The following is an 18581-nucleotide window of genomic DNA, read 5'->3' as shown; positions in this document are numbered from 1 at the left end:
TTATAATTGATACGATCTGCAAGTTGAAGTCTATTTATTGTAATTTATCTGCAGTTGTCTTTTCTCCACAAACATTCAACTGTTTTTTAACTTTTTCAAGTGTCGGAATGGAACTTTGGCTTCCTGAGCTTTGTACAGAAATTGCTGAAGTCATGGAACTGAGTTTTAAAATATCCAGCAATGACATATTCCTGTATAATCCATATGCAAAAGCTCCATGGAAAATATCTCCGGCTCCATTGGTATCCACTGCTTTTACTTTATAAGCAGGAAGATGGCATACCTGTCCATCCTTCTTATAAAGCAGCCCTTTCTCACCTAAGGTGATAACTGCATGTTTCCCGTTAATTGCTTCAACTTCTTTAAATATTTCCAGACAAAGAGCCCAGTTTTCAATGTCTGGAGTTTTTCCAGTATATTGTCGTGCAAAATCTTCTGAACAAACCAGATAATCCACTTTTTTAGCAACTTTTAATGTGCTTTCACGACATGTTCCTGCATCTACAACAGAAACTGCCTCTTTATATGTCTCAATAGCTCCAATACTAATATCCGGTTCATGTCCATCACTTAAAATTACAGACACATCCTGCTTTGGATAGATATACTCTAGATCTTTTAGCTTACCCGGAAAATTAAACAATGTTCTTGAACCATTATTACTATTGGAAAAAATATAACTGTGAGGAGTTGCTATTTCATCATCTGGAATCAGGTAATCAAGTCCCACATGAACACTTTCTGCAATCTCTCGAAGTTTTTTCCCATATTCGTCATTTCCCAGTCTGGTAATTAGTGAAACATCAGCACCCCAAAGTCCACAAAGATATGAAGAATTAAATGCCGGACCTCCACCACTTTCATATTTTTCAAGGATTCGATATTTTTGGTTCTCCACTATTGGATCTGTCAGCGGTATTGTAATATCATAAGCAGACTGTCCAATACAAAAAATACTTCCCATAAGATTTTCTCCTTTTATTCTTCCACTAAATTATATAGTTCCTGAATAACTGCAGGATAATCAATTTTTGTAAAATCAGTAACATCAAGCTCTATCAAATGTCCCAGCTGAAAAGTTCCATAACCACGATTTTTGCAACGATCCATAAATATATCATAAGTCACCAAACAATCTGCTTTAGAACGGTCTTCCAGAACATCTCCTTTATGATAGCAGGATACCAGATGACTTAAATGACGTTTTGGATCCAGATCTCTTTTTTTTGAACGCTGATAAAGCACTTCCAGATCACCAATCAGACGAAAAGTAACCACCTGATATCCATATTTTTCTGACAGACCTGAAATTCTACTTTTCTGTTTATCACTAAAGGGATAATCTGAAATGATTGAATCTCCTTTTTGCAGATGTTCTTCCATAACTTCATAATATTGCTTCCAGCTTTTATTTTCAATACAGACTTTTTCTTCCATGTTATTAAATCCGTATTGATCAAATAATTTTTCTTTCATTTCATCCTGGGACACTACTATAAATTCTGGCAGTTTTTCTAAAATCTTATTGCAGAGATAACTTTTTCCCGTAGCTGGATATCCTGCCAGTAAAACGATAGTTTTTTTCATTTTCTGACCTCCAAATTTTCTCAAAAAAACAATAGGCGGGGATTCCTCCCCGCCATACCTAAATCATTATCGGTGAATATCACCAAAGAACCTATAATTTAAATAAAGAAGCCTTTTCCATTACGATTTCTTTGATTCTGTCGTTTGCAGGTCCTAACAGATTACGTAAAGATGTTAATGGTGTTACATCATCTGCTGTAAATGTTTTGCTTACGACTTCAATGTAGTTTTTATTTAATTCTGTTCCTACATTGATTTTCTTCATTCCTTCACGTACACAACGTTTCATATCTTCATCAGATACTCCTGTTCCTCCATGAAGAACCAGTCCAACATCACCCAGTTTTGATTTTAATTCTGTTAACAGTTCATAGTTAATCTTTGCTTTAGATTTGAACTGTCCATGAGTTGTTCCGATAGAAACAGCCAGTGCATCAACATTTGTTTCTGATACATAATAAAGTGCATCTTCTGGTTTTGTGTACATCGCTGCATCTTTTTCTACAACAACACCTTCTTCTGCTCCACCAATAGAACCGATTTCACCTTCTACGGATACTCCATTTGCATGAGCATAAGCAACTACTTCTTTTGTATTTTTAATGTTTTCTTCAATAGGAAGAGAAGATCCATCATACATTACAGAAGAATATCCTAAATCAATTGCTTTCTTTAATGCTTCGATATCTTTGCAGTGATCCATATGTAATGCAACACTGATAGAAGATTTCTCAGCTAAAGCTTTTACTGCTGCAATTAATGGTTCGAAACCAATATATTCAGCTGTTCCTAAAGATGTCTGAATGATAACAGGTACATTCAGTTCCTCTGCTGCTGCAATCATAGATGGCAACATTTCAAAACAATGCAGGTTAAATGCACCAACAGCACCTTTTCCTTCGTTTTCTTTAAATAAGTCAATTAAATTTTTATACATGATATTATTACTCCTTTATTATGTCCTGCGGTCTCACATGTTTCTCATGCTTTTACGCATTTCCACGAATGATGTCTTTTGACATTTGCATAAGTCCCTGAACTTTTTCCATATACTCTTTAACTTTTTCGTCATCTTTTGCTTCTGCAGCTTCCTGACGTTTTTTGTTATACAGTTTCATCAGATCTGTTGAAGCTTTTCCATGCTGTTTACAGATTTCCAGACTCTCTTCATAATATTTTATTGCCTGGTCTATTTCTTCTGCCTGAGTATACAAAGATCCTATTTCATTAAGTACCTGGACTTTGTCATTACCTTCTTTTCCTTCCAGTTCTTTTATTTTTTCTTCTGCTTTAGCAAGAAGTTCTTCTTTATTTACAACTGGAGCTGCTGTTTCCTCTTTTTTCTTTTCTTTCTTTTTAAAGAAAAACATGTTTGATCCCTCCAAAAGTCTTTTTGTCATCAAAATTTTCTAACAAAATTCCTATCACGACTTCAAATTAAAAGATTCCTGTAATAGATTTAATAATCATGAAGAAGAATCCTGTAAATACTGTATCTACATCAGTACATGTCATGTTCTGGAATCCGATTTCTCCTAACATTGGGGAAAGCAGTGCTGGAATGATGATGATGAAGATACCATGTGCAATACATCCGATCATTGTTCCACGACGTCCACCAACCTGGTTAGCAAAGATACCTGCTGTACCACCTGCAAAGAAGTTACTCATAACACCTGGAAGAATCATTGGTAATCCCATAAGTGGTGTAATGAACATACCGATGATAGATCCGATTGTTGTAAAGATAAATCCAAGGATAACTGCGTTTGGTGCATATGGGAATAATACAGGGCAGTCTAAAGCAGGTTTTGAATTTGGTACCAGTTTCATAGAGATTCCCTGGAATGCTGGAACTAATTCAGCTAACAGAAGACGAACACCTGCCATCAATACATACAGACCTGTTACAAACTGTAATGCCTGAAGGAACATAAATACGATATAGTTAGTTTCTCCAGCATATTCTGCACATGCGGCTGGTCCTGCAAAGATAGCAACGATTAAGTAAAATGGAACCATAACTACCATTACAGAAAGATATGTATCCTGTAAGAATTCAAGACTCTGTGGAAGAGCAATATCTTCTGTAGAATGCTCTTTGTCACCTGTTAATTTAGAAATCAATGCTGTAAACATGTAACCAATTGTACAGAAATGTCCTAACGCAATGTCATCACTTCCTGTAATCTGTCTCATAACTGGCTGAGCAAATGCTGGCATTAATGTTGCGAAAGCACCACCAACGATAGATGCAACGATGATCAATGCTACTCCTCTTAATCCTGTAAAGTAAGCAAATACTACACAAAGAGTAGATTCCCATAACAGGGCCTGTCCTGTTAAGAAAATATATTTGAATTTTGTTACACGAGCTAAAATAATGTTGACGATAAAGATACCTGCCAATGTGATAGCGATTTCAGAACCAAGTCCAAGGTCTGTCATTGCCTGACCATTGATACCTTCAATTGATGCTACTAAACCTTTTAATCCAAAAGCCTTATTGAACAAATCACCAAAGATTGCCAATGATCCCTGGATTACACTGGAACCTGCAGATAAAACTAAAAATCCTAAGATAGTTTTCATTGTTCCAGACACAATAGCTCCCACTGGTTTTTTCTGTAATGCTAATCCAAGAAGAGCAATCAGCCCAATAACTACAGACGCCTGTGTTAAAATATTTTTAATAATAAAATTTAAAACTTGCATATTTTCTCCTCACTTTTTCTTGTTTATAATGCTCCAAGTTCCTTTAATACTGGTGTCAGTTTTTCTTTGATTTCATTTTTATCAACCAGACGATCAAGGAACACTGTAGGACAATCAAGTGTATAGCGTTCAAACTGTTTTTCAAAATTCTTTCCTGAAAGAATAATGTCAGCTTTTGCTCCACCTACACTGGAAATGTCTGTATGATCCAATTTTGCTTCCACACCAAGTTCTTTCAGAACAGCTTCCACACTCATCTGGCACGCAAAACTACTTCCAAGTCCTGCACCACATACAGTTAAAATTTGTAACATAATAGCTCCTCCTTTCTTATATGTTAATCACTTTAATTAGTTCCAATCACTTCAAGTAACTCTTCGTAAGTCTCTGCTTTAGCTATATCATCAATGAGTCCGCGTTCTACAAACTCAACGATCATCTTTAGAATATCCATATGGCTCTCACTGTCTACTGCTGAGAAACAAATCATAACCTTTATCGGACTGCTGTCCCCTTCAAATAGTACCGGCTCTTTCAAAGTAATCAGGCTGCACCCGATGTCCAATGCTCCTTCTTCCGGTCTTGTATGAGGCATTGCCAGTCCTTCAGATATAATGATATATGGACCCAGCTGTTTTACAGCTGAAATAATACCCTCCACATAGGATTCTTTTGCAAGTCCCTGTTCTACAAGCATTCCGGCACCAACACGGATTGCTTCTTCCCAATTTGCTGCCTCGACTTTCAGTTTTACATTATTTTTGTTTAAAACCAGCCCTTCCACTTCTTTTTCCTCCTTTAATCACATGCTTTCAAGCTGTCCAATAAATTCTTCATAATTTCTATTTTTAATTAACTTAGTTACCCCTTGACTTCCTATCAGATATTGGTATAACCGTTTAAAAACAGATTCCCACATTCCATACTTGCTTTTTGGAATATTTAGTAAAAGTACTACCTGAACTTTTTCATTTTCCCAGGGGATAGGTTTTTTCAAAATCATGACAGATACCACAGCTTCACCCATATCATTAGTTAATGCGTGTGGAATTGCCACCAGACTTCCCAGTTCTGTGGTTGCCATCTCTTCTCTTTTAAAAATAGATCTCTTTATATTTTCTGTAATATATCCTCTATTCAGCATAGTATCTGTAATATATTCCAGCACCTCCTGTTTGTTCTTCAAATCCACATTTGAAAAGAACAAATCAGATCGAAAAATATCTCTATATGCAGCCACTTCATTATTTTCTGTCGTTTCCAGAACAGTTCTGATACTTTCTATATCAGCATCTTCCAGAAATAGGTTTATTTTCTTAATTTTGGAAGAATGAAAGTCACTTAATTCCACAGTTGTAAGCACGATGTCCACCTGATTAATTAATTCCTGTGTTACTTCCTGACTAGGACATGTTTTTACAACCTCAATCTTATGTCCAAAATTCTGTTGTATTTTTTCTTTTAACAGCATGGCTGTTGCTACTCCTGCAATACAGACAATTACTGCTTTTTTTCTTTCCATCTTCCGGTTAAGACCCTTTCTTTCAAGAGCTGCCCCAAAATGCATGGCAAGAAATCCAATCTCATTTTCTTTCGGTTTGAATTTGTGATTCTTTTCAATCACCTCCCCTGCCAGAACTGCCAGTTCAAAGGCCAGAGGATACATATTCTTGATAGAATCCAAAAATTCATTACGAATATTCATGTCAAATCTCAGACGTTGCATTGCTGCTTCCAAATGCATTGCCAATCCATTGATCAGCTCTTTATCATCTGAAAGGTCAATGTTTGTTTCTGCCTTTATTGTTTCCAGAATATTGCTAATTTCCTCTTTGTATTCATAATCATCTTCCGGATTATCAATCAGAAATCTCTGGCTTGATATTAAATGCTGAGTCAGATAATATACTTCATTTCCCAGATCCACACCAAGTTCTTCTTGTATTTTCCAGATAATTTCCTTTGCACAGTCAAATTCTATTCGTTGTTCAAAAGACTCCATGTCACTTTTTTCATAAATGACTCTCTTCTGTCTTTCAAAACGCTTTAACATAATCAGACTATGTATCAATACATTCTTAAAAGCAATATCTGTCAATCTAAGGTTATAGTCTGTAATAGCTTCTAAAAGTATTTTTCGAAGGCTTTCCATTTCCTCTTCAGTAAATACATTCTTATAAAATTCATTTTCTTCCGCACCAAAATATCCTTTGCTATTGAAAATATACTCCGAAATGCAATAGCGTATCTTCGTTTCTTCTCCCACAATACGAACACCTTCTTTTTTCGTAATGCTGATTTTTAAATCGTAGTTTTTCAGTATTCGATCAATGGTACGAAAATCTTTTTTCAAAGTAGACGTACTAATAAAAAGTTCTTCCTCAAGATCAAAGGAATCTATGATTTCCTTTCTCCCGTTTAGTGATGATAACAGCAATTTGGAGATAATATACCGCACCCGGTCTTCCGGCTCTGATGGAATAATATTTTTAAAATCTTTTTCCTTTTTTTTCCGTTGAAGCTCTTCTAGAAAGCCTGCAAATTTTTCTTTTTGCGTAACTTTCAGATAATAGCCCTGACCGATTTCCGAAATAACCTCTGCTCCATATTTCTTCAAATCACGATTCAGTTCCTTCATATCATTTCTTATGGTTCTTGAAGAAACACCAATTGAAATCGCCAGATTATCTCCGGTCATCTTATCTTTACTTTTCATTAGTAGTTTCAGGATCTGGATGCATCGTTTATTAGATAACTCCATTTCTTCACTCCTTCTGAAATTTATTATAGGAAAATATTTCCTCATAATATAGTTCGTGTTTTTCCGCTTGAAGCGGAAATAAAAAACAACTATTTCCGCTTTGCGTGCCGATGTGTAGCAGTTTTAACTGCTACACATCGTGCACATCCGCGCAGAGCATTTTTTACATAGGAAATTCCTTTGAATTTCCTATGTAAAAAAAAAGAATCAGGTAAATTCCTGATTCTTTTTATTCATCTGCTTTCAGTAAAAATTCATCTGGATATAATAATCCAAACTTTTCAGTTGCCATTTTCTCAATAAATTCTCTTGTTTTAATATATTCCTTTTTTTTCTTTAATTCTTTCTTTTTTTCTTTTTCCTTTTTAATCTGTGCCTCAACCTGCTGCTGTTCTTTTTCCAGCTTTTTGGATTTTTGATACAGACCTAAATAGGAAAAAGACATTGCCACTACAAATACAATCACAAAAAAAGCGATGTACTTTTTCCTTTTATCTTTTTTCCTGTATTTTCTTTCCATCTTCATCTGCATCACCCCTTATTTTTCCATTCTTTAGTGCCATTTTAACTTTTTTTTTCTCTTTTTTCAATTGCCACCTGATATTTGTGTTTATCTTCAATACAGGACGAAATAATAAATAATATATATATTTACAAAATCTTTTCAGATAATCAAAAATAACAGTAGATATATTTATAATCATCTTACTGGCAAGTTTAAAATATAATATCATTCCAATACCAAGTCCAAGAAAAAAGAAGCCTCTTAATTCCCCCTGATTATACCAGCAGAGAAACCGAAAACTTATGATTCCCACCAGCATCCAGAAAAAAAGATCTTCTATTATAATAAAGAAGGATTTATGTATAAATATTCTTCGAAATCCTCTGATGATATCATATAGAAAAAAGAGTACCGCTCCAAATCCAAGAGATTCCAGAAAGAACATCAGTTGCCCGGTTACTACTTCCATTATTTCAAAAGCCTTCCTATGAACCCTTCTTTCTTTCCTCTGGATTCTTCCATTTCCGAATAAAGGAAGCTGTCAATCTTTCCATCAATCTCAACTTCTCCCTTTTCTACCAGAAGTCTTTTAACATGAAGATTCATCCCTTTGATCATAAGCAAACCCTGTTCTGTATCTAAAATGATTTCATTCAGATCAAAAGAAACTACATCTTTGACACCGGTAATCACCCCAAGAGACCGATTCAGAATATTTAGTTTATGTGTTTTTATAGGTTGTCTATCCTCAATCATAATTGCTCTCCTTTCAATTTTGATTTATACATCATATGAAAGGAGCCTGCAAAAGATACCTATAAATATCGATACAATTCTGCTGCCTGATCTTTTTTCACAGTTTCCATTACATCTAACACTTCCACTGCTACTTCACGATTTCCAAACTGTATTTCAATTTTGTCACCTGGCTTCACATTGGTTCCCGCTTTGGCCGTCTTTCCATTTACAAAAACACGTCCGGCAGAGCAAGCTTCATTTGCAACAGTTCTTCTTTTAATGATTCTTGATACTTTCAAAAATTTATCTAATCTCATAATCTACCTTTCTAATCCATATATGACTTTAGCACATCTTCCGGAAGCATATCATTCACCAGGATTTTCCTGATAAATTAAGAAAACTGCCGGTCCGTGAAAAAACCGGCAGTCATAATCAAATGAACATTATCTATTCGTTTACGATGTCTTTTAAAGCTTTTCCTGCTTTGAACTTTGGAGCTTTAGAAGCAGCAATCTTCATAATTTCGCCACTGCGAGGATTTCTTCCTTCTCTTGCAGCTCTTTCAGTAACTTCGAATGTTCCAAATCCAACTAACTGAATTTTTTCACCTTTCTTAAGTTCTTCTGCTACAACATCAGTAAAGGCTTTTAATGCCTTTTCTGCATCTTTTTTGGACAATTCTGTTTTCTTTGCAATTGCAGCGACTAATTCTGTCTTGTTCATTAATTCTTCCTCCTAATCTCAACCCAAACATATTTTATTTATGCTCTTAAATTCGCATAAGCTAATTCTATAGTCTTTCCTAATGTTAGTCAAGTAAAATATGTCAAAACCTCGATTTCATGCTACTTTGGACTTTCTTTTTCCAGTCGTTCTTCCTGCTTGATTCGTTCCCAGTTTTTTAACAGCTGCTGTTCATCTTCCACCTTTAAATCACCAAATACATGGGGATGTCTGCGAATCATCTTCCGGCTGACTCCAGTAATGACATCTTCTATATTAAAACTGCCATTTTCACTGGCTATCTGAGCATGCATCACTACCTGAAGGAGTACGTCACCCAGCTCCTCGCACAGGTTATCCATATCCTTATGACAGATTGCCTCCTTAACCTCATCACTTTCCTCCATAAGACATGGAATTAAAGATTCATGAGTCTGTTTTTTGTCCCAGGGGCATCCCTGATCACCTCTCAGCTTTGCCACAATTTCTATCAGCTCCTGAAAAGAGTATTTCTCATTTATTTCCATATGACTCCTCCTTGATTCATTATATTTCATATTTGTCCCAAACTATGATATACTAGTTTAGCAAACCTGAAATTTAAAAGAAAGAGGTTATGATATGATTCAATTAGGAAAATTTCAAGATTTATATATTGTAAAAAGAAAGGATTTCGGTGTCTATGTAAATGATCAAAAAGATAAAATCGAAGGAAGCATTCTTCTTCCTGCCAAGCAGGTTCCTCAGGATTCCCATATCGGGGACCGTATTTCCTGTTTCGTCTACAAAGATTCCGAAGACCGTCCAATCGCGACCGTTCATATTCCAAAAATAACTTTGGGTACCATCCGTCCTTTACGTGTAAAAGAAGTAAGTTCAATTGGAGCATTTCTTGACTGGGGACTGGAAAAAGATCTGTTTCTTCCATTTAAAGAACAGCTGGGACGTGTTCGTCCAGGAAAAAATTATTTAGTTTCTCTTTATGTTGATAAAAGTTCCCGTCTTTGTGCAACAATGAAGATTGGTCAGCTTCTGTCCACAGAACATTCTTTTAAAACTGGCGAATGGGTCATGGGAACCGTATACAACATTCATCCAGAACATGGTGCTTTTGTTGCTGTAGAAGATAAGTATCTTGGCAGAATTCCAAAAAAAGAACTTCACGGTAAGATTTCCATTGGTGAACAGCTTCATCTTCGTATTACCAGTATTTCTTCTGATGGAAAACTCAGTTTAAGTCCTCATGAAAAAGCATATCTTCAGATGGATCGTGATGCCAAACTGGTTATGGATACCATTGACAGCTATGACGGATGTCTTCCTTTTAATGACAAAGTGAAACCTGAAATCATTGACCGGGAGCTTGGACTTAGTAAAAACGCATTTAAACGGGCAGTAGGAAGACTTTTAAAGGAAGATAAAATTATCATTACTAAAACAGGCATTTTAAAAAAATAAAGGAGTCTGGTCATTATGAGATATTTTAAATCTGTGGGCTTTTTCAGTTTATGCTATGTTTTAATATTCCTCTGCTTTTCCATGGGAATTTCTATTTTTTTCAGCAATGGACCGTTGTTATCAATCATCACATATGCCGGTTTGCTTTGTTATATCATAATATATATGATTTTCACCGGAAAAGATTTCAGAAAGACTTTACGCCTTCACAAAATCCACCCTGTTTCCATACTTTTGCTGATCTTACTGGCATTTACCATTCGACCTGCCGCTGGTTTGATCAGCGTGGCAGGACAAATGTTTTTCCATGATATTACCACCTCTTCCATTACGAAGGGTATCATGCAGAACTTTCCATTAATGCTGATTTCCACAGCTTTGCTGCCTGGAATTGTGGAAGAACTGATTTTTCGAGGTGTTGTATATTCGGGACTTCGCAAAGGAAATCCCATAAAAGGGATTTTCTTTTCTGCCTTATTTTTCGGTCTTGCACATATGAATTTTCAACAGTTTTGCTACGCTTTTTTCCTTGGTCTTGTATTCGGACTGGTGGTAGAGGCATCTGACAGTATTTTTTCTTCTATGATCGTACATGGAATATTTAATGGCTCTTCATTGGTTGCCTCATATATTCTGAATAAATTCAGCATACTGTCTGAAATGACTCAAACTGCCGCTTCAGATAGCACTAGCTGGATTGGTGTGATTTCTATTCTGCCTGCGGCCCTTATTGGTCTGATTTTAAGTTTTTTTCTGCTGATTGCCCTTGCATATTTTAATGGTCGTCTGGGCTATATGAAAACATGGCTTTCCAGAGACGTGAGAAAAAGCTGGCCAAAAGAAAGAGCAACAAGTACTTCCTACTTTGCTGCTCTGATAATTTGTTTTATTCTTTCCATTCTAGTGGAAATATCTGTATCAATGTTTTAGCAATTTTCAGACTTCGTCTGATAATCATTCCAGGTTTCTAAAGCTTTTATACAATCAAACAGCATCTGATTATAAGGAGTTGGAATTCCCAGCTCCTTTCCCATTCTGAGCATTGCCCCTGCAAACATATCAACTTCAGTTTTTCTTCTATGCTCAATATCCTGCATAGTTGATGGCTTCCCTTGAAATGGATAAGATGCAACTTTTTCTCTTACAGGAAGTAAATCTTCCTCTTTTAAATCAATTCCCTTAGCCTGAGCGATGGCTATAACCTCTCTGGCTACATTCTCTCTAAGATGATTAGCCTCTCTACTAATCTGAAATATTCCATAAGGTGCTTTCAATACAGCCGCAATTTGATTTTCACTGACGTTAGTCATAAATTTGTGCCACATGTTTCTCAGCATATCTTCTGGAATCTGATATCCAATCTGTGCCTTTTCAAAAAGATTCTTTACTGCCTTTACATCCTCAGACAATTCATGATTGACAGGATCTCCAAAGGATATTTCCCCCCAATCATCAGGATACGATATTTTCCCATTTTCATGAATAGATGGAATTCGAATAATGGAATACAAAATATGCTGTTTAGGGAAATGCTTCCGAAGAATTTCTTCACTTTCCACACCATTAAGTAATGACATCAGAATAGTATTTTCTCCAACAAATTTTTTTGCATCTTCAATAGCCTGCTCCAGTCCATGATATTTTACAGAAAAAATCAGTAAGTCCACTGGTTTTACAGCATCTTCTGGTGCTGTAACCGAAAACTTCCAGATAACATCATTGATGGTGCATCCTTCGTTTTCCAGACGTTCTTTTCTCTTTCCATCTGCAATAATCGTAAATCCTTCATGTCCCATAACTGTCTCCAGTTTCGGTGCAACATAACCTCCTATGGCACCAAGTCCAATCAATGCCACACTTTTTATCTCTCTCATAGCTATTATTTCCTCTCTTTTTGATTTATGTAATAGTAACTAACGTCACAGTAACCTCGTCCTGTGTTTGCTCCTGGCACAGAAGCTTTACTGGTATACTGCCACATCTGATATGGAAAACGTACTGCCGGCCGGGAACGATTTGTATAATGCGCTACCCATATTTTATATTTTTTTATCTTATCGTAATCGAAATAATGATTCAAAGCAGATACTCCTGAATAAATCATAGGAGTAAATCCTGCTTTTTCAATTTCCTCACAAAATGCTACTGTTATGGCAGTTACATTTTCTTTCCCCGTTTGAAAAACAGACGGTTCCTCTACATCATATGCAACAGGTAAATCCAGATCGGTTGGATCAATACCATTTTTTTGCATCAAAGACAGACAATGCTTCGCCTCTTTTCTGGCATCTGTCACATTTTCAGCATATGAATAATAGTAAATTCCCCGATGAATTGCCGCATATCCTGCATTCCTGTAATTACCAGAAAAACGTGAATCTTCCATTTCTTTCCGTTTTCCATTTATCCCAGATCCAATTTTTAACATGGCATGATTAATTTCCTGATCTTTTACTTTTTTCCAGTTTATATTTCCATTATAAGAAGAAACATCGATTACCTTAATTTTACCACCCTGGAAAATCTTTGTTTCAATAGGAAAACCGATATTTTGAACGATCCAAAGAAAAATCACTGTTATTGCCAGAAGAAATAAACAGATTATTCTTAATTCTTTTTTATTTCTCTTATTTAACTTCATTGATTTCCTGCTTTCCAACCTCCATTCCATGAACAAATGTCCTCTGATTTTCAGCCTCATAGCTGCATGTAACAAAGGTATAGATTTTTTGTATATTTTCTATGTTGTTTATGAGATTACCGGATTTTATCTCATTTCTTTTAAAAATATCCTGGAGATAGTGAAATTTCTCCTGCGGGTTTCCAAAAGATAATAAAATATTTTGATCTGCTTTCTTTCCATAGGCTGCAAATATTTTAAGATAAACAGTTTTTTCAGGTGTATATAATATGGCACTATCATATTTCTTCACAAATGATTCTTTTCTAAACTTCAATAAATCTGCAAACATTGATCCATTTCTCATATGGTGACCATAAAGAATATTATGCTCGCCGGAAAAATCCTTCTTCCCATTGCAGTCCATAAAAATTGCACCTGACGAATTGATTTTTCCCTGGAATGTTTTGTGCAGATATTCTTCATTGTCCTTCCCTTTTACTACAGGATAATCAATGGATGTTCCAGGAATATAAATCCACCCCACCACATCAGGATTAATCTTTTTCAGTCTTGAAAAATCAATTTTTCTATCTATTTTTTTCCCTTTTTTCTTTTCATCTGCATGTGTCTCTTTTCGAATAGTCTCATATTCTTTTTCTGCCTCTTGATAAGAATGCCGGATTCCATATAATTTCCATCCGGAAAAGCAAAAAATAATAGCACTGATTAGCAAAATTAAATTTATAATATATTTTCTCATAACAATTTCTCTTTGGAAAAATTCTCCTTTAAAAAAGTATACTGAATTTTCTTTCTAACGTCAATAATGGCCCTGCATTCTCATGCAAGACCATTTTTTCGTACAAAACTTTATTTAGGAATACAATCTCTGTTCTCTTTTATACAGAAAACACATCTTCTTTCTATAACCCCAATTTCTTCCAGTGTAGTCATCATTCTGTATACTGTTGCCATTCCAATAGATAAATCTCTTTTGGCCGCTTCATAATATATTTCTTTACAACATTCCCATTGTCCATTTAAAATTACATCAACTAGAATTTTCCTCTGCTGGGTAATTCTTTTCCCATTATCCTGAAGTAATTTTAGTACCTGTTCTTGAGACATATGTATCACACCTTTTATTCCTGATGATCATGGCACCCTGATGAACCTGCACACCCGCTGCAGCCACCTGCGCATCCACTGCAGGCCTTTCCGTTTTTCTTATCTCTGTGAATACTACGCACGGCCAGCAAAACACATCCAAATACCACCAAAGCTACAAGTATCGTAGATAAATTTTCCATAAAAAAATCAAACATTGCTACATCCTTTCATTGACTATTAACTATATAAGATTTACATATTATTTATGCTTTTGTTTTTACTTCAACACTTGAAATATTAAAAGTATTGCTTTCTTTATATGGACGCAGCAGCATGTAAAGTAAAAATACAATAATCAGAATTGCCGCTACAGTTCCAGCTCCAAAACTTATGGTTCCTGTCACTAATCCACCAATCTGATAAATACATAATGAAATTGCATATGCAAACACACACTGATATCCAATGGCAAACCATGTCCATTTTGTATTATTCATTTCACGTTTGATTGCTCCAATAGCTGCAAAACATGGTGCACATAACAAATTAAATACCAGGAAGGAATATGCTGCTACTGAAGTAAAACTTCCTGCTAGAGTTCCCCAGATTTCTGCACCATCTTCTGCTACTTCTGCAAATCCATAAAGGATGCCAAAAGTACCAACAACATTTTCTTTTGCCACTAATCCAGTAACAGCTGCAACAGCTGCTTTCCAATTTCCCCATCCAAGAGGAGTAAAAATCCATGCAAATCCTTTACCAATATCAGATAAAATTCCTTCACTTAAATCATCTACCATATGAAATCCGCCGTGTACACCAAAGTTTGATGTAAACCAGATAAAAATAGTGGATAACAGGATAACGGTTCCGGCCTTCTTAATAAATGACCATCCTCGTTCCCACATACTTCTTAATACATTTCCTGCTGTTGGCAGATGATATGCCGGAAGTTCCATAACAAATGGTGCCGGTTCTCCCGCAAACATCTTTGTTTTCTTTAATATGATACCAGAAATAATAATTGCTGCAATCCCAACAAAATATGCACTCGGTGCTACCCATGAAGCTCCGTCAAATAATGCACCTGCAATCAGTGCAATAATTGGAAGCTTTGCTCCACAAGGAATAAATGTTGTCGTCATAATTGTCATTTTACGATCTCTGTCATTTTCAATAGTTCGAGATGCCATGACACCGGGAACCCCACATCCTGTTCCAATAAGCATTGGAATAAAGGATTTTCCAGATAATCCGAATTTACGGAAAATACGGTCCATGATAAATGCAATACGCGCCATATATCCGCAGCTTTCTAAAAACGCAAGGAAGATAAACAGTACTAACATCTGAGGTACAAATCCGATAACTGCTCCAACACCGGCAACAATACCATCAAGAATTAAGCTCTGAAGCCATTCTGCACAATGGATACTTACCAGAAAGCTTTCAATCGCAGGAGGAATAATCTCCCCAAACAGTACATCATTGGTCCAGTCTGTCATAATCGTTCCAACGGTTGTCACAGATACATAATAAACAATATACATAACCACTGCAAAAATTGGAAGTGCAAGGAAACGATTTGTAACGATTCTATCAATTTTATCAGAGGTGCTTAACTGTTCCTTGTTTTTCTTTTTATAGCATTTTCCAATAATTGAAGTAATATAATTATATCTTTCATTTGTAATGATACTTTCAGAATCATCGTCAAAATCATTTTCTGCTTTTTCAATAATCTGATCTATATTTGGTGCAGATTTCATCTGCTCCATTATCTTATCATCACGTTCAAATAATTTAATAGCGTAAAAACGTTTCTGTTCTTCCGGAATATCATCTTCCAGTGTACTTTCAATATCCTGAAGTACTGTTTCAACTTCTGCACTGAATGTATGAACAGGAGCTTTTGTCTGACTGCTTCCTGCCAGATTTACTGCTTTATCGGCTGCTTCCTTAATTCCCTTTCCTTTCAATGCAGAAATTTTTACAACTTCACATCCTAATTGTCTGGAAAGAATTTCTGTATCAATCTCATCGCCATTCTTTTCTACGATATCAATCATATTTATTGCCATAATAACCGGAATCCCCAGTTCCATCAACTGAGTTGTTAAATACAGATTACGTTCCAGATTTGTTCCATCCACAATATTCAGAATAGCATCTGGTCGTTCTGTAATCAGATAGTTTCTTGCTACCACTTCTTCCAAAGTATATGGAGATAAAGAATAAATTCCTGGTAAATCCATGATAGTAACATCTTTATTTCCTTTTAGCTTTCCTTCTTTTTTTTCAACAGTTACTCCCGGCCAGTTTCCCACAAACTGATTTGATCCAGTTAATCCATTAAATAAAGTTGTCTTACCACTATTTGGATTTCCGGCAAGTGCAATTTTTACTGACATTTTTTATCCTCCTCAACATCTATTAGTTTAGACTAACTACTTTGCAAAAAATATAGTTAGCAGTCGCTAACTATTGTTATAAAAAAATTACTGTACTTCTATCATCTGTGCATCTGCTTTTCTCAGAGACAGCTCATATCCCCTGACTGTTACTTCAACAGGATCTCCTAAAGGTGCAACTTTACGAATATATACTTCACATCCCTTTGTAATTCCCATATCCATAATACGACGCTTCACTGCTCCTGCTCCGTGAAGCTTTACAACAGATACTGTACTTCCTACTTTCGTATCTTTTAATGTCTGCATAATATGCAACTCTCCTTTCAACAATATAGCTTAAACCATGATTTTATTTGCCATTTCCCGGCTGATTGCAACCCTGGAATCTTTAATATTTACAATCAGATTCCCTTTATTTGTCGAAACCACTGTAACATTGCCACCTACTACAAATCCCAAAGTCTCCAGAAATCTTCTGGTCTCTGTTTTCCCTCCGACTTTTTTAATTAAATTTTCTTCACCAGGTCTTACCATCGTTAACGGCATCATGCATCCTCCCTTGATTCAATATTTACCAGCTTTCTTAGTAAGTTATATCTAACCACCTTCGATTATTATCAGTTAGTCATTCCTAATTCTTTTATAGGTTAGCACCAACTAACTGTTTTGTCAACTATTTTTTTCATTTTTCTTATCTATCAGCTTCCCCCCATCCATTGAAAATAAGTTAAACTTGTGATATGATGTACTTCGTATCATATAGAATTGATACATATAAAACATGAAAGATAAGGAGAAATACCTTGAAGATACAGGAATCTGCTGAAAATTATCTTGAAACAATTTTAATTCTCGGACAAAGGCAAAAAACCATTCGTTCTATTGATATCGCCCGCGAAATGAATTTTTCCAAACCCAGTGTCAGCATCGCTATGAAAAATCTTCGTCAGAATGATCTGATCATCATGGATACAGATGGACACATTGCACTGACAGAATCCGGTCGTAAAATTGCTGAAACAATTTACGAGCGACATGAACTTTTATCAAAGATGCTCACAGATTTAGGTGTAGATCCTAAAATTGCAGCTGAAGATGCATGTCGTATGGAACATGTTATAAGCCCTGAAAGTTTTGAAGCAATCAAACAACATATTCATTCGAAGAAATAAAAAATCTTCCTGCTTATTTTTATGCGGGAAGATTTTTCATATCCTATCTTTCTTTAAGTGTTTTGTACTTATGCAAAATTCGGAACCTGATAAGTCCTGTACGAATCTATAATCTGTCTCAGTGATTTCCCATATTCAATCTGCTTGATCATCTGATAGCGAACGAAATCATATATTTCAAACAGCTTTTTTGTTACTGAAGGATTATCATATACCTTCCAGTAGCCTGAATACAGAAAGTTTTTTCCTTGATGTTGAATGAATCCCTCAACATCACATAGAGGGTATCCTAGAATTAAGCCCAGCTCATGAGGAAAACTTCCTTTTTTATTTTTGTACACCTGATATTTTTTTCTAAGGGTTGAAAGAATATCATAGAACTGAAAGGATGTATAGCCGCATTTTTTCAAGAATTCTTTATGCTCCTTTTTCATCAGATAATGATTTACAGATTGTTCTCTATAAAGAAGCCACAAACATTTTTCCCTGTCTTTGTAAATAAGTGCACATTGAATATCTGTCCCTTGAACAGTTTCCTGTAATTCGCTGGAATCATAATCATTCAAGGTTACGGCATTGGATGGTTTTACCCCTGCTAATACTGGTGCACAATGCATTGCTATTTGCATTTTCATTGTTTTTTCCCATTTTACCTTACTTAATTCAAACTGATACCTCATATGTTCCTCCTTTTAGTTAGCCTTAACTAACTATATGTATCATAAGGTATCTTTATAAAAATGTCCATAGAAAAAAGTGAGAAGATTTATCA

The 18581-nt window shown here is 35.5% G+C and carries 26 protein-coding genes; 3 read left to right on the top strand and 23 right to left on the bottom strand.

What is annotated here, in order from left to right; all coding sequences use genetic code 11:
* Window positions 1–34 precede the first annotated feature (34 nt).
* The 14 genes from KTB61_RS05950 to KTB61_RS05885 all read right to left on the bottom strand — a co-directional run bounded on the left by KTB61_RS05950 (window position 35) and on the right by KTB61_RS05885 (window position 9559).
* Window positions 35–964 carry a carbohydrate kinase family protein gene (locus KTB61_RS05950; protein WP_075760036.1) on the bottom strand — a complete coding sequence of 310 codons (930 nt, stop codon included), beginning with the start codon at window positions 962–964 and terminating at the stop codon, window positions 35–37.
* A 14-nt stretch (window positions 965–978) separates the two neighbouring features.
* On the bottom strand, window positions 979–1587 hold the full coding sequence (locus tag KTB61_RS05945) for an AAA family ATPase (protein ID WP_075760035.1): 609 nt from the start codon (window positions 1585–1587) through the stop codon (window positions 979–981).
* 91 nt (window positions 1588–1678) lie between these two features.
* On the bottom strand, window positions 1679–2524 hold the full coding sequence (locus KTB61_RS05940) for a class II fructose-bisphosphate aldolase (protein WP_075760034.1): 846 nt from the start codon (window positions 2522–2524) through the stop codon (window positions 1679–1681).
* A 52-nt stretch (window positions 2525–2576) separates the two neighbouring features.
* Window positions 2577–2957 (bottom strand): tetratricopeptide repeat protein, encoded by a 381-nt coding sequence (locus KTB61_RS05935; RefSeq protein WP_075760033.1) that lies wholly within the window; start codon window positions 2955–2957, stop codon window positions 2577–2579.
* Window positions 2958–3024: 67 nt separating this feature from the next.
* A complete protein-coding gene (locus KTB61_RS05930) occupies window positions 3025–4302 on the bottom strand; it encodes a PTS ascorbate transporter subunit IIC (protein WP_075760032.1) in 1278 nt (425 codons plus the stop codon).
* Window positions 4303–4325: 23 nt separating this feature from the next.
* The gene (locus KTB61_RS05925; RefSeq protein ID WP_075760031.1) at window positions 4326–4616 is read right to left on the bottom strand and encodes a PTS sugar transporter subunit IIB; all 291 of its coding nucleotides are present in this window, start codon (window positions 4614–4616) and stop codon (window positions 4326–4328) included.
* A 32-nt stretch (window positions 4617–4648) separates the two neighbouring features.
* Entirely contained in the window at window positions 4649–5086 is a 438-nt protein-coding gene (locus tag KTB61_RS05920; RefSeq protein WP_075760030.1) for a PTS sugar transporter subunit IIA, read from the bottom strand.
* A gap of 18 nt (window positions 5087–5104) precedes the next feature.
* Window positions 5105–7063 (bottom strand): BglG family transcription antiterminator, encoded by a 1959-nt coding sequence (locus KTB61_RS05915; protein WP_216697024.1) that lies wholly within the window; start codon window positions 7061–7063, stop codon window positions 5105–5107.
* Window positions 7064–7292: 229 nt separating this feature from the next.
* Complete coding sequence (locus tag KTB61_RS05910; protein ID WP_330656329.1) at window positions 7293–7529, bottom strand: septum formation initiator family protein; 237 nt, start codon at window positions 7527–7529, stop codon at window positions 7293–7295.
* A gap of 25 nt (window positions 7530–7554) precedes the next feature.
* The gene (gene yabQ / locus KTB61_RS05905) at window positions 7555–8037 is read right to left on the bottom strand and encodes a spore cortex biosynthesis protein YabQ (RefSeq protein WP_083638414.1); all 483 of its coding nucleotides are present in this window, start codon (window positions 8035–8037) and stop codon (window positions 7555–7557) included.
* Window positions 8037–8324, bottom strand: coding sequence for a sporulation protein YabP (gene yabP, locus KTB61_RS05900; RefSeq protein ID WP_083638412.1), 288 nt, complete (start codon window positions 8322–8324; stop codon window positions 8037–8039). The genes yabQ and yabP overlap by 1 nt, the downstream gene beginning before the upstream one ends.
* 59 nt (window positions 8325–8383) lie before the next feature.
* Entirely contained in the window at window positions 8384–8623 is a 240-nt protein-coding gene (locus tag KTB61_RS05895) for an RNA-binding S4 domain-containing protein (protein ID WP_075760026.1), read from the bottom strand.
* A gap of 133 nt (window positions 8624–8756) precedes the next feature.
* Window positions 8757–9032 carry an HU family DNA-binding protein gene (locus KTB61_RS05890; RefSeq protein ID WP_075760025.1) on the bottom strand — a complete coding sequence of 92 codons (276 nt, stop codon included), beginning with the start codon at window positions 9030–9032 and terminating at the stop codon, window positions 8757–8759.
* Window positions 9033–9154: 122 nt separating this feature from the next.
* Window positions 9155–9559 carry a MazG family protein gene (locus tag KTB61_RS05885; protein WP_216697023.1) on the bottom strand — a complete coding sequence of 135 codons (405 nt, stop codon included), beginning with the start codon at window positions 9557–9559 and terminating at the stop codon, window positions 9155–9157.
* Window positions 9560–9653: 94 nt separating this feature from the next.
* Here KTB61_RS05885 and KTB61_RS05880 point away from each other — a divergent pair, with 94 nt between their 5' ends.
* A complete protein-coding gene (locus KTB61_RS05880; RefSeq protein ID WP_075760023.1) occupies window positions 9654–10490 on the top strand; it encodes a CvfB family protein in 837 nt (278 codons plus the stop codon).
* Between the two features lie 15 nt (window positions 10491–10505).
* Window positions 10506–11420 (top strand): CPBP family intramembrane glutamic endopeptidase, encoded by a 915-nt coding sequence (locus KTB61_RS05875; protein WP_075760022.1) that lies wholly within the window; start codon window positions 10506–10508, stop codon window positions 11418–11420.
* Here the strand turns inward: KTB61_RS05875 and KTB61_RS05870 are convergent.
* The 8 genes from KTB61_RS05870 to KTB61_RS05835 all read right to left on the bottom strand — a co-directional run bounded on the left by KTB61_RS05870 (window position 11417) and on the right by KTB61_RS05835 (window position 17186).
* Entirely contained in the window at window positions 11417–12364 is a 948-nt protein-coding gene (locus KTB61_RS05870) for a ketopantoate reductase family protein (RefSeq protein WP_216697022.1), read from the bottom strand. The genes KTB61_RS05875 and KTB61_RS05870 overlap by 4 nt on opposite strands.
* Window positions 12365–12369: 5 nt before the next feature.
* A complete protein-coding gene (locus tag KTB61_RS05865) occupies window positions 12370–13131 on the bottom strand; it encodes a glycoside hydrolase family 25 protein (protein ID WP_230973638.1) in 762 nt (253 codons plus the stop codon).
* Entirely contained in the window at window positions 13118–13873 is a 756-nt protein-coding gene (gene srtB, locus KTB61_RS05860) for a class B sortase (RefSeq protein WP_075760019.1), read from the bottom strand. Before srtB ends, KTB61_RS05865 begins: the two co-directional genes overlap by 14 nt.
* A 110-nt stretch (window positions 13874–13983) precedes the next feature.
* The gene (locus KTB61_RS05855) at window positions 13984–14241 is read right to left on the bottom strand and encodes a transcriptional repressor (RefSeq protein WP_075760018.1); all 258 of its coding nucleotides are present in this window, start codon (window positions 14239–14241) and stop codon (window positions 13984–13986) included.
* Window positions 14242–14255: 14 nt separating this feature from the next.
* A complete protein-coding gene (locus KTB61_RS05850; RefSeq protein WP_230973637.1) occupies window positions 14256–14423 on the bottom strand; it encodes a FeoB-associated Cys-rich membrane protein in 168 nt (55 codons plus the stop codon).
* Between the two features lie 63 nt (window positions 14424–14486).
* Window positions 14487–16634 (bottom strand): ferrous iron transport protein B, encoded by a 2148-nt coding sequence (gene feoB, locus KTB61_RS05845; RefSeq protein ID WP_216697020.1) that lies wholly within the window; start codon window positions 16632–16634, stop codon window positions 14487–14489.
* Between the two features lie 87 nt (window positions 16635–16721).
* Window positions 16722–16943, bottom strand: coding sequence for a FeoA family protein (locus KTB61_RS05840; RefSeq protein ID WP_075760015.1), 222 nt, complete (start codon window positions 16941–16943; stop codon window positions 16722–16724).
* A gap of 30 nt (window positions 16944–16973) precedes the next feature.
* Complete coding sequence (locus KTB61_RS05835; RefSeq protein WP_075760014.1) at window positions 16974–17186, bottom strand: FeoA family protein; 213 nt, start codon at window positions 17184–17186, stop codon at window positions 16974–16976.
* A gap of 254 nt (window positions 17187–17440) precedes the next feature.
* Here KTB61_RS05835 and KTB61_RS05830 point away from each other — a divergent pair, with 254 nt between their 5' ends.
* Window positions 17441–17809, top strand: a complete 369-nt coding sequence (locus KTB61_RS05830; RefSeq protein ID WP_075760013.1) for a metal-dependent transcriptional regulator — start codon at window positions 17441–17443, stop codon at window positions 17807–17809.
* Between the two features lie 68 nt (window positions 17810–17877).
* Here the strand turns inward: KTB61_RS05830 and KTB61_RS05825 are convergent, their stop codons facing one another.
* The gene (locus tag KTB61_RS05825) at window positions 17878–18489 is read right to left on the bottom strand and encodes a DUF3793 family protein (protein WP_075760012.1); all 612 of its coding nucleotides are present in this window, start codon (window positions 18487–18489) and stop codon (window positions 17878–17880) included.
* Window positions 18490–18581 lie beyond the last annotated feature (92 nt).

Origin of the sequence: Anaerostipes faecalis (assembly GCF_018982945.1) — a bacterium.
Classification (GTDB): Bacteria; Bacillota; Clostridia; order Lachnospirales; family Lachnospiraceae; genus Anaerostipes; species Anaerostipes faecalis.
The sequence above is the reverse complement of the archived record's forward strand: the minus strand, read 5'-3'. Positions and strand labels throughout refer to the sequence as shown.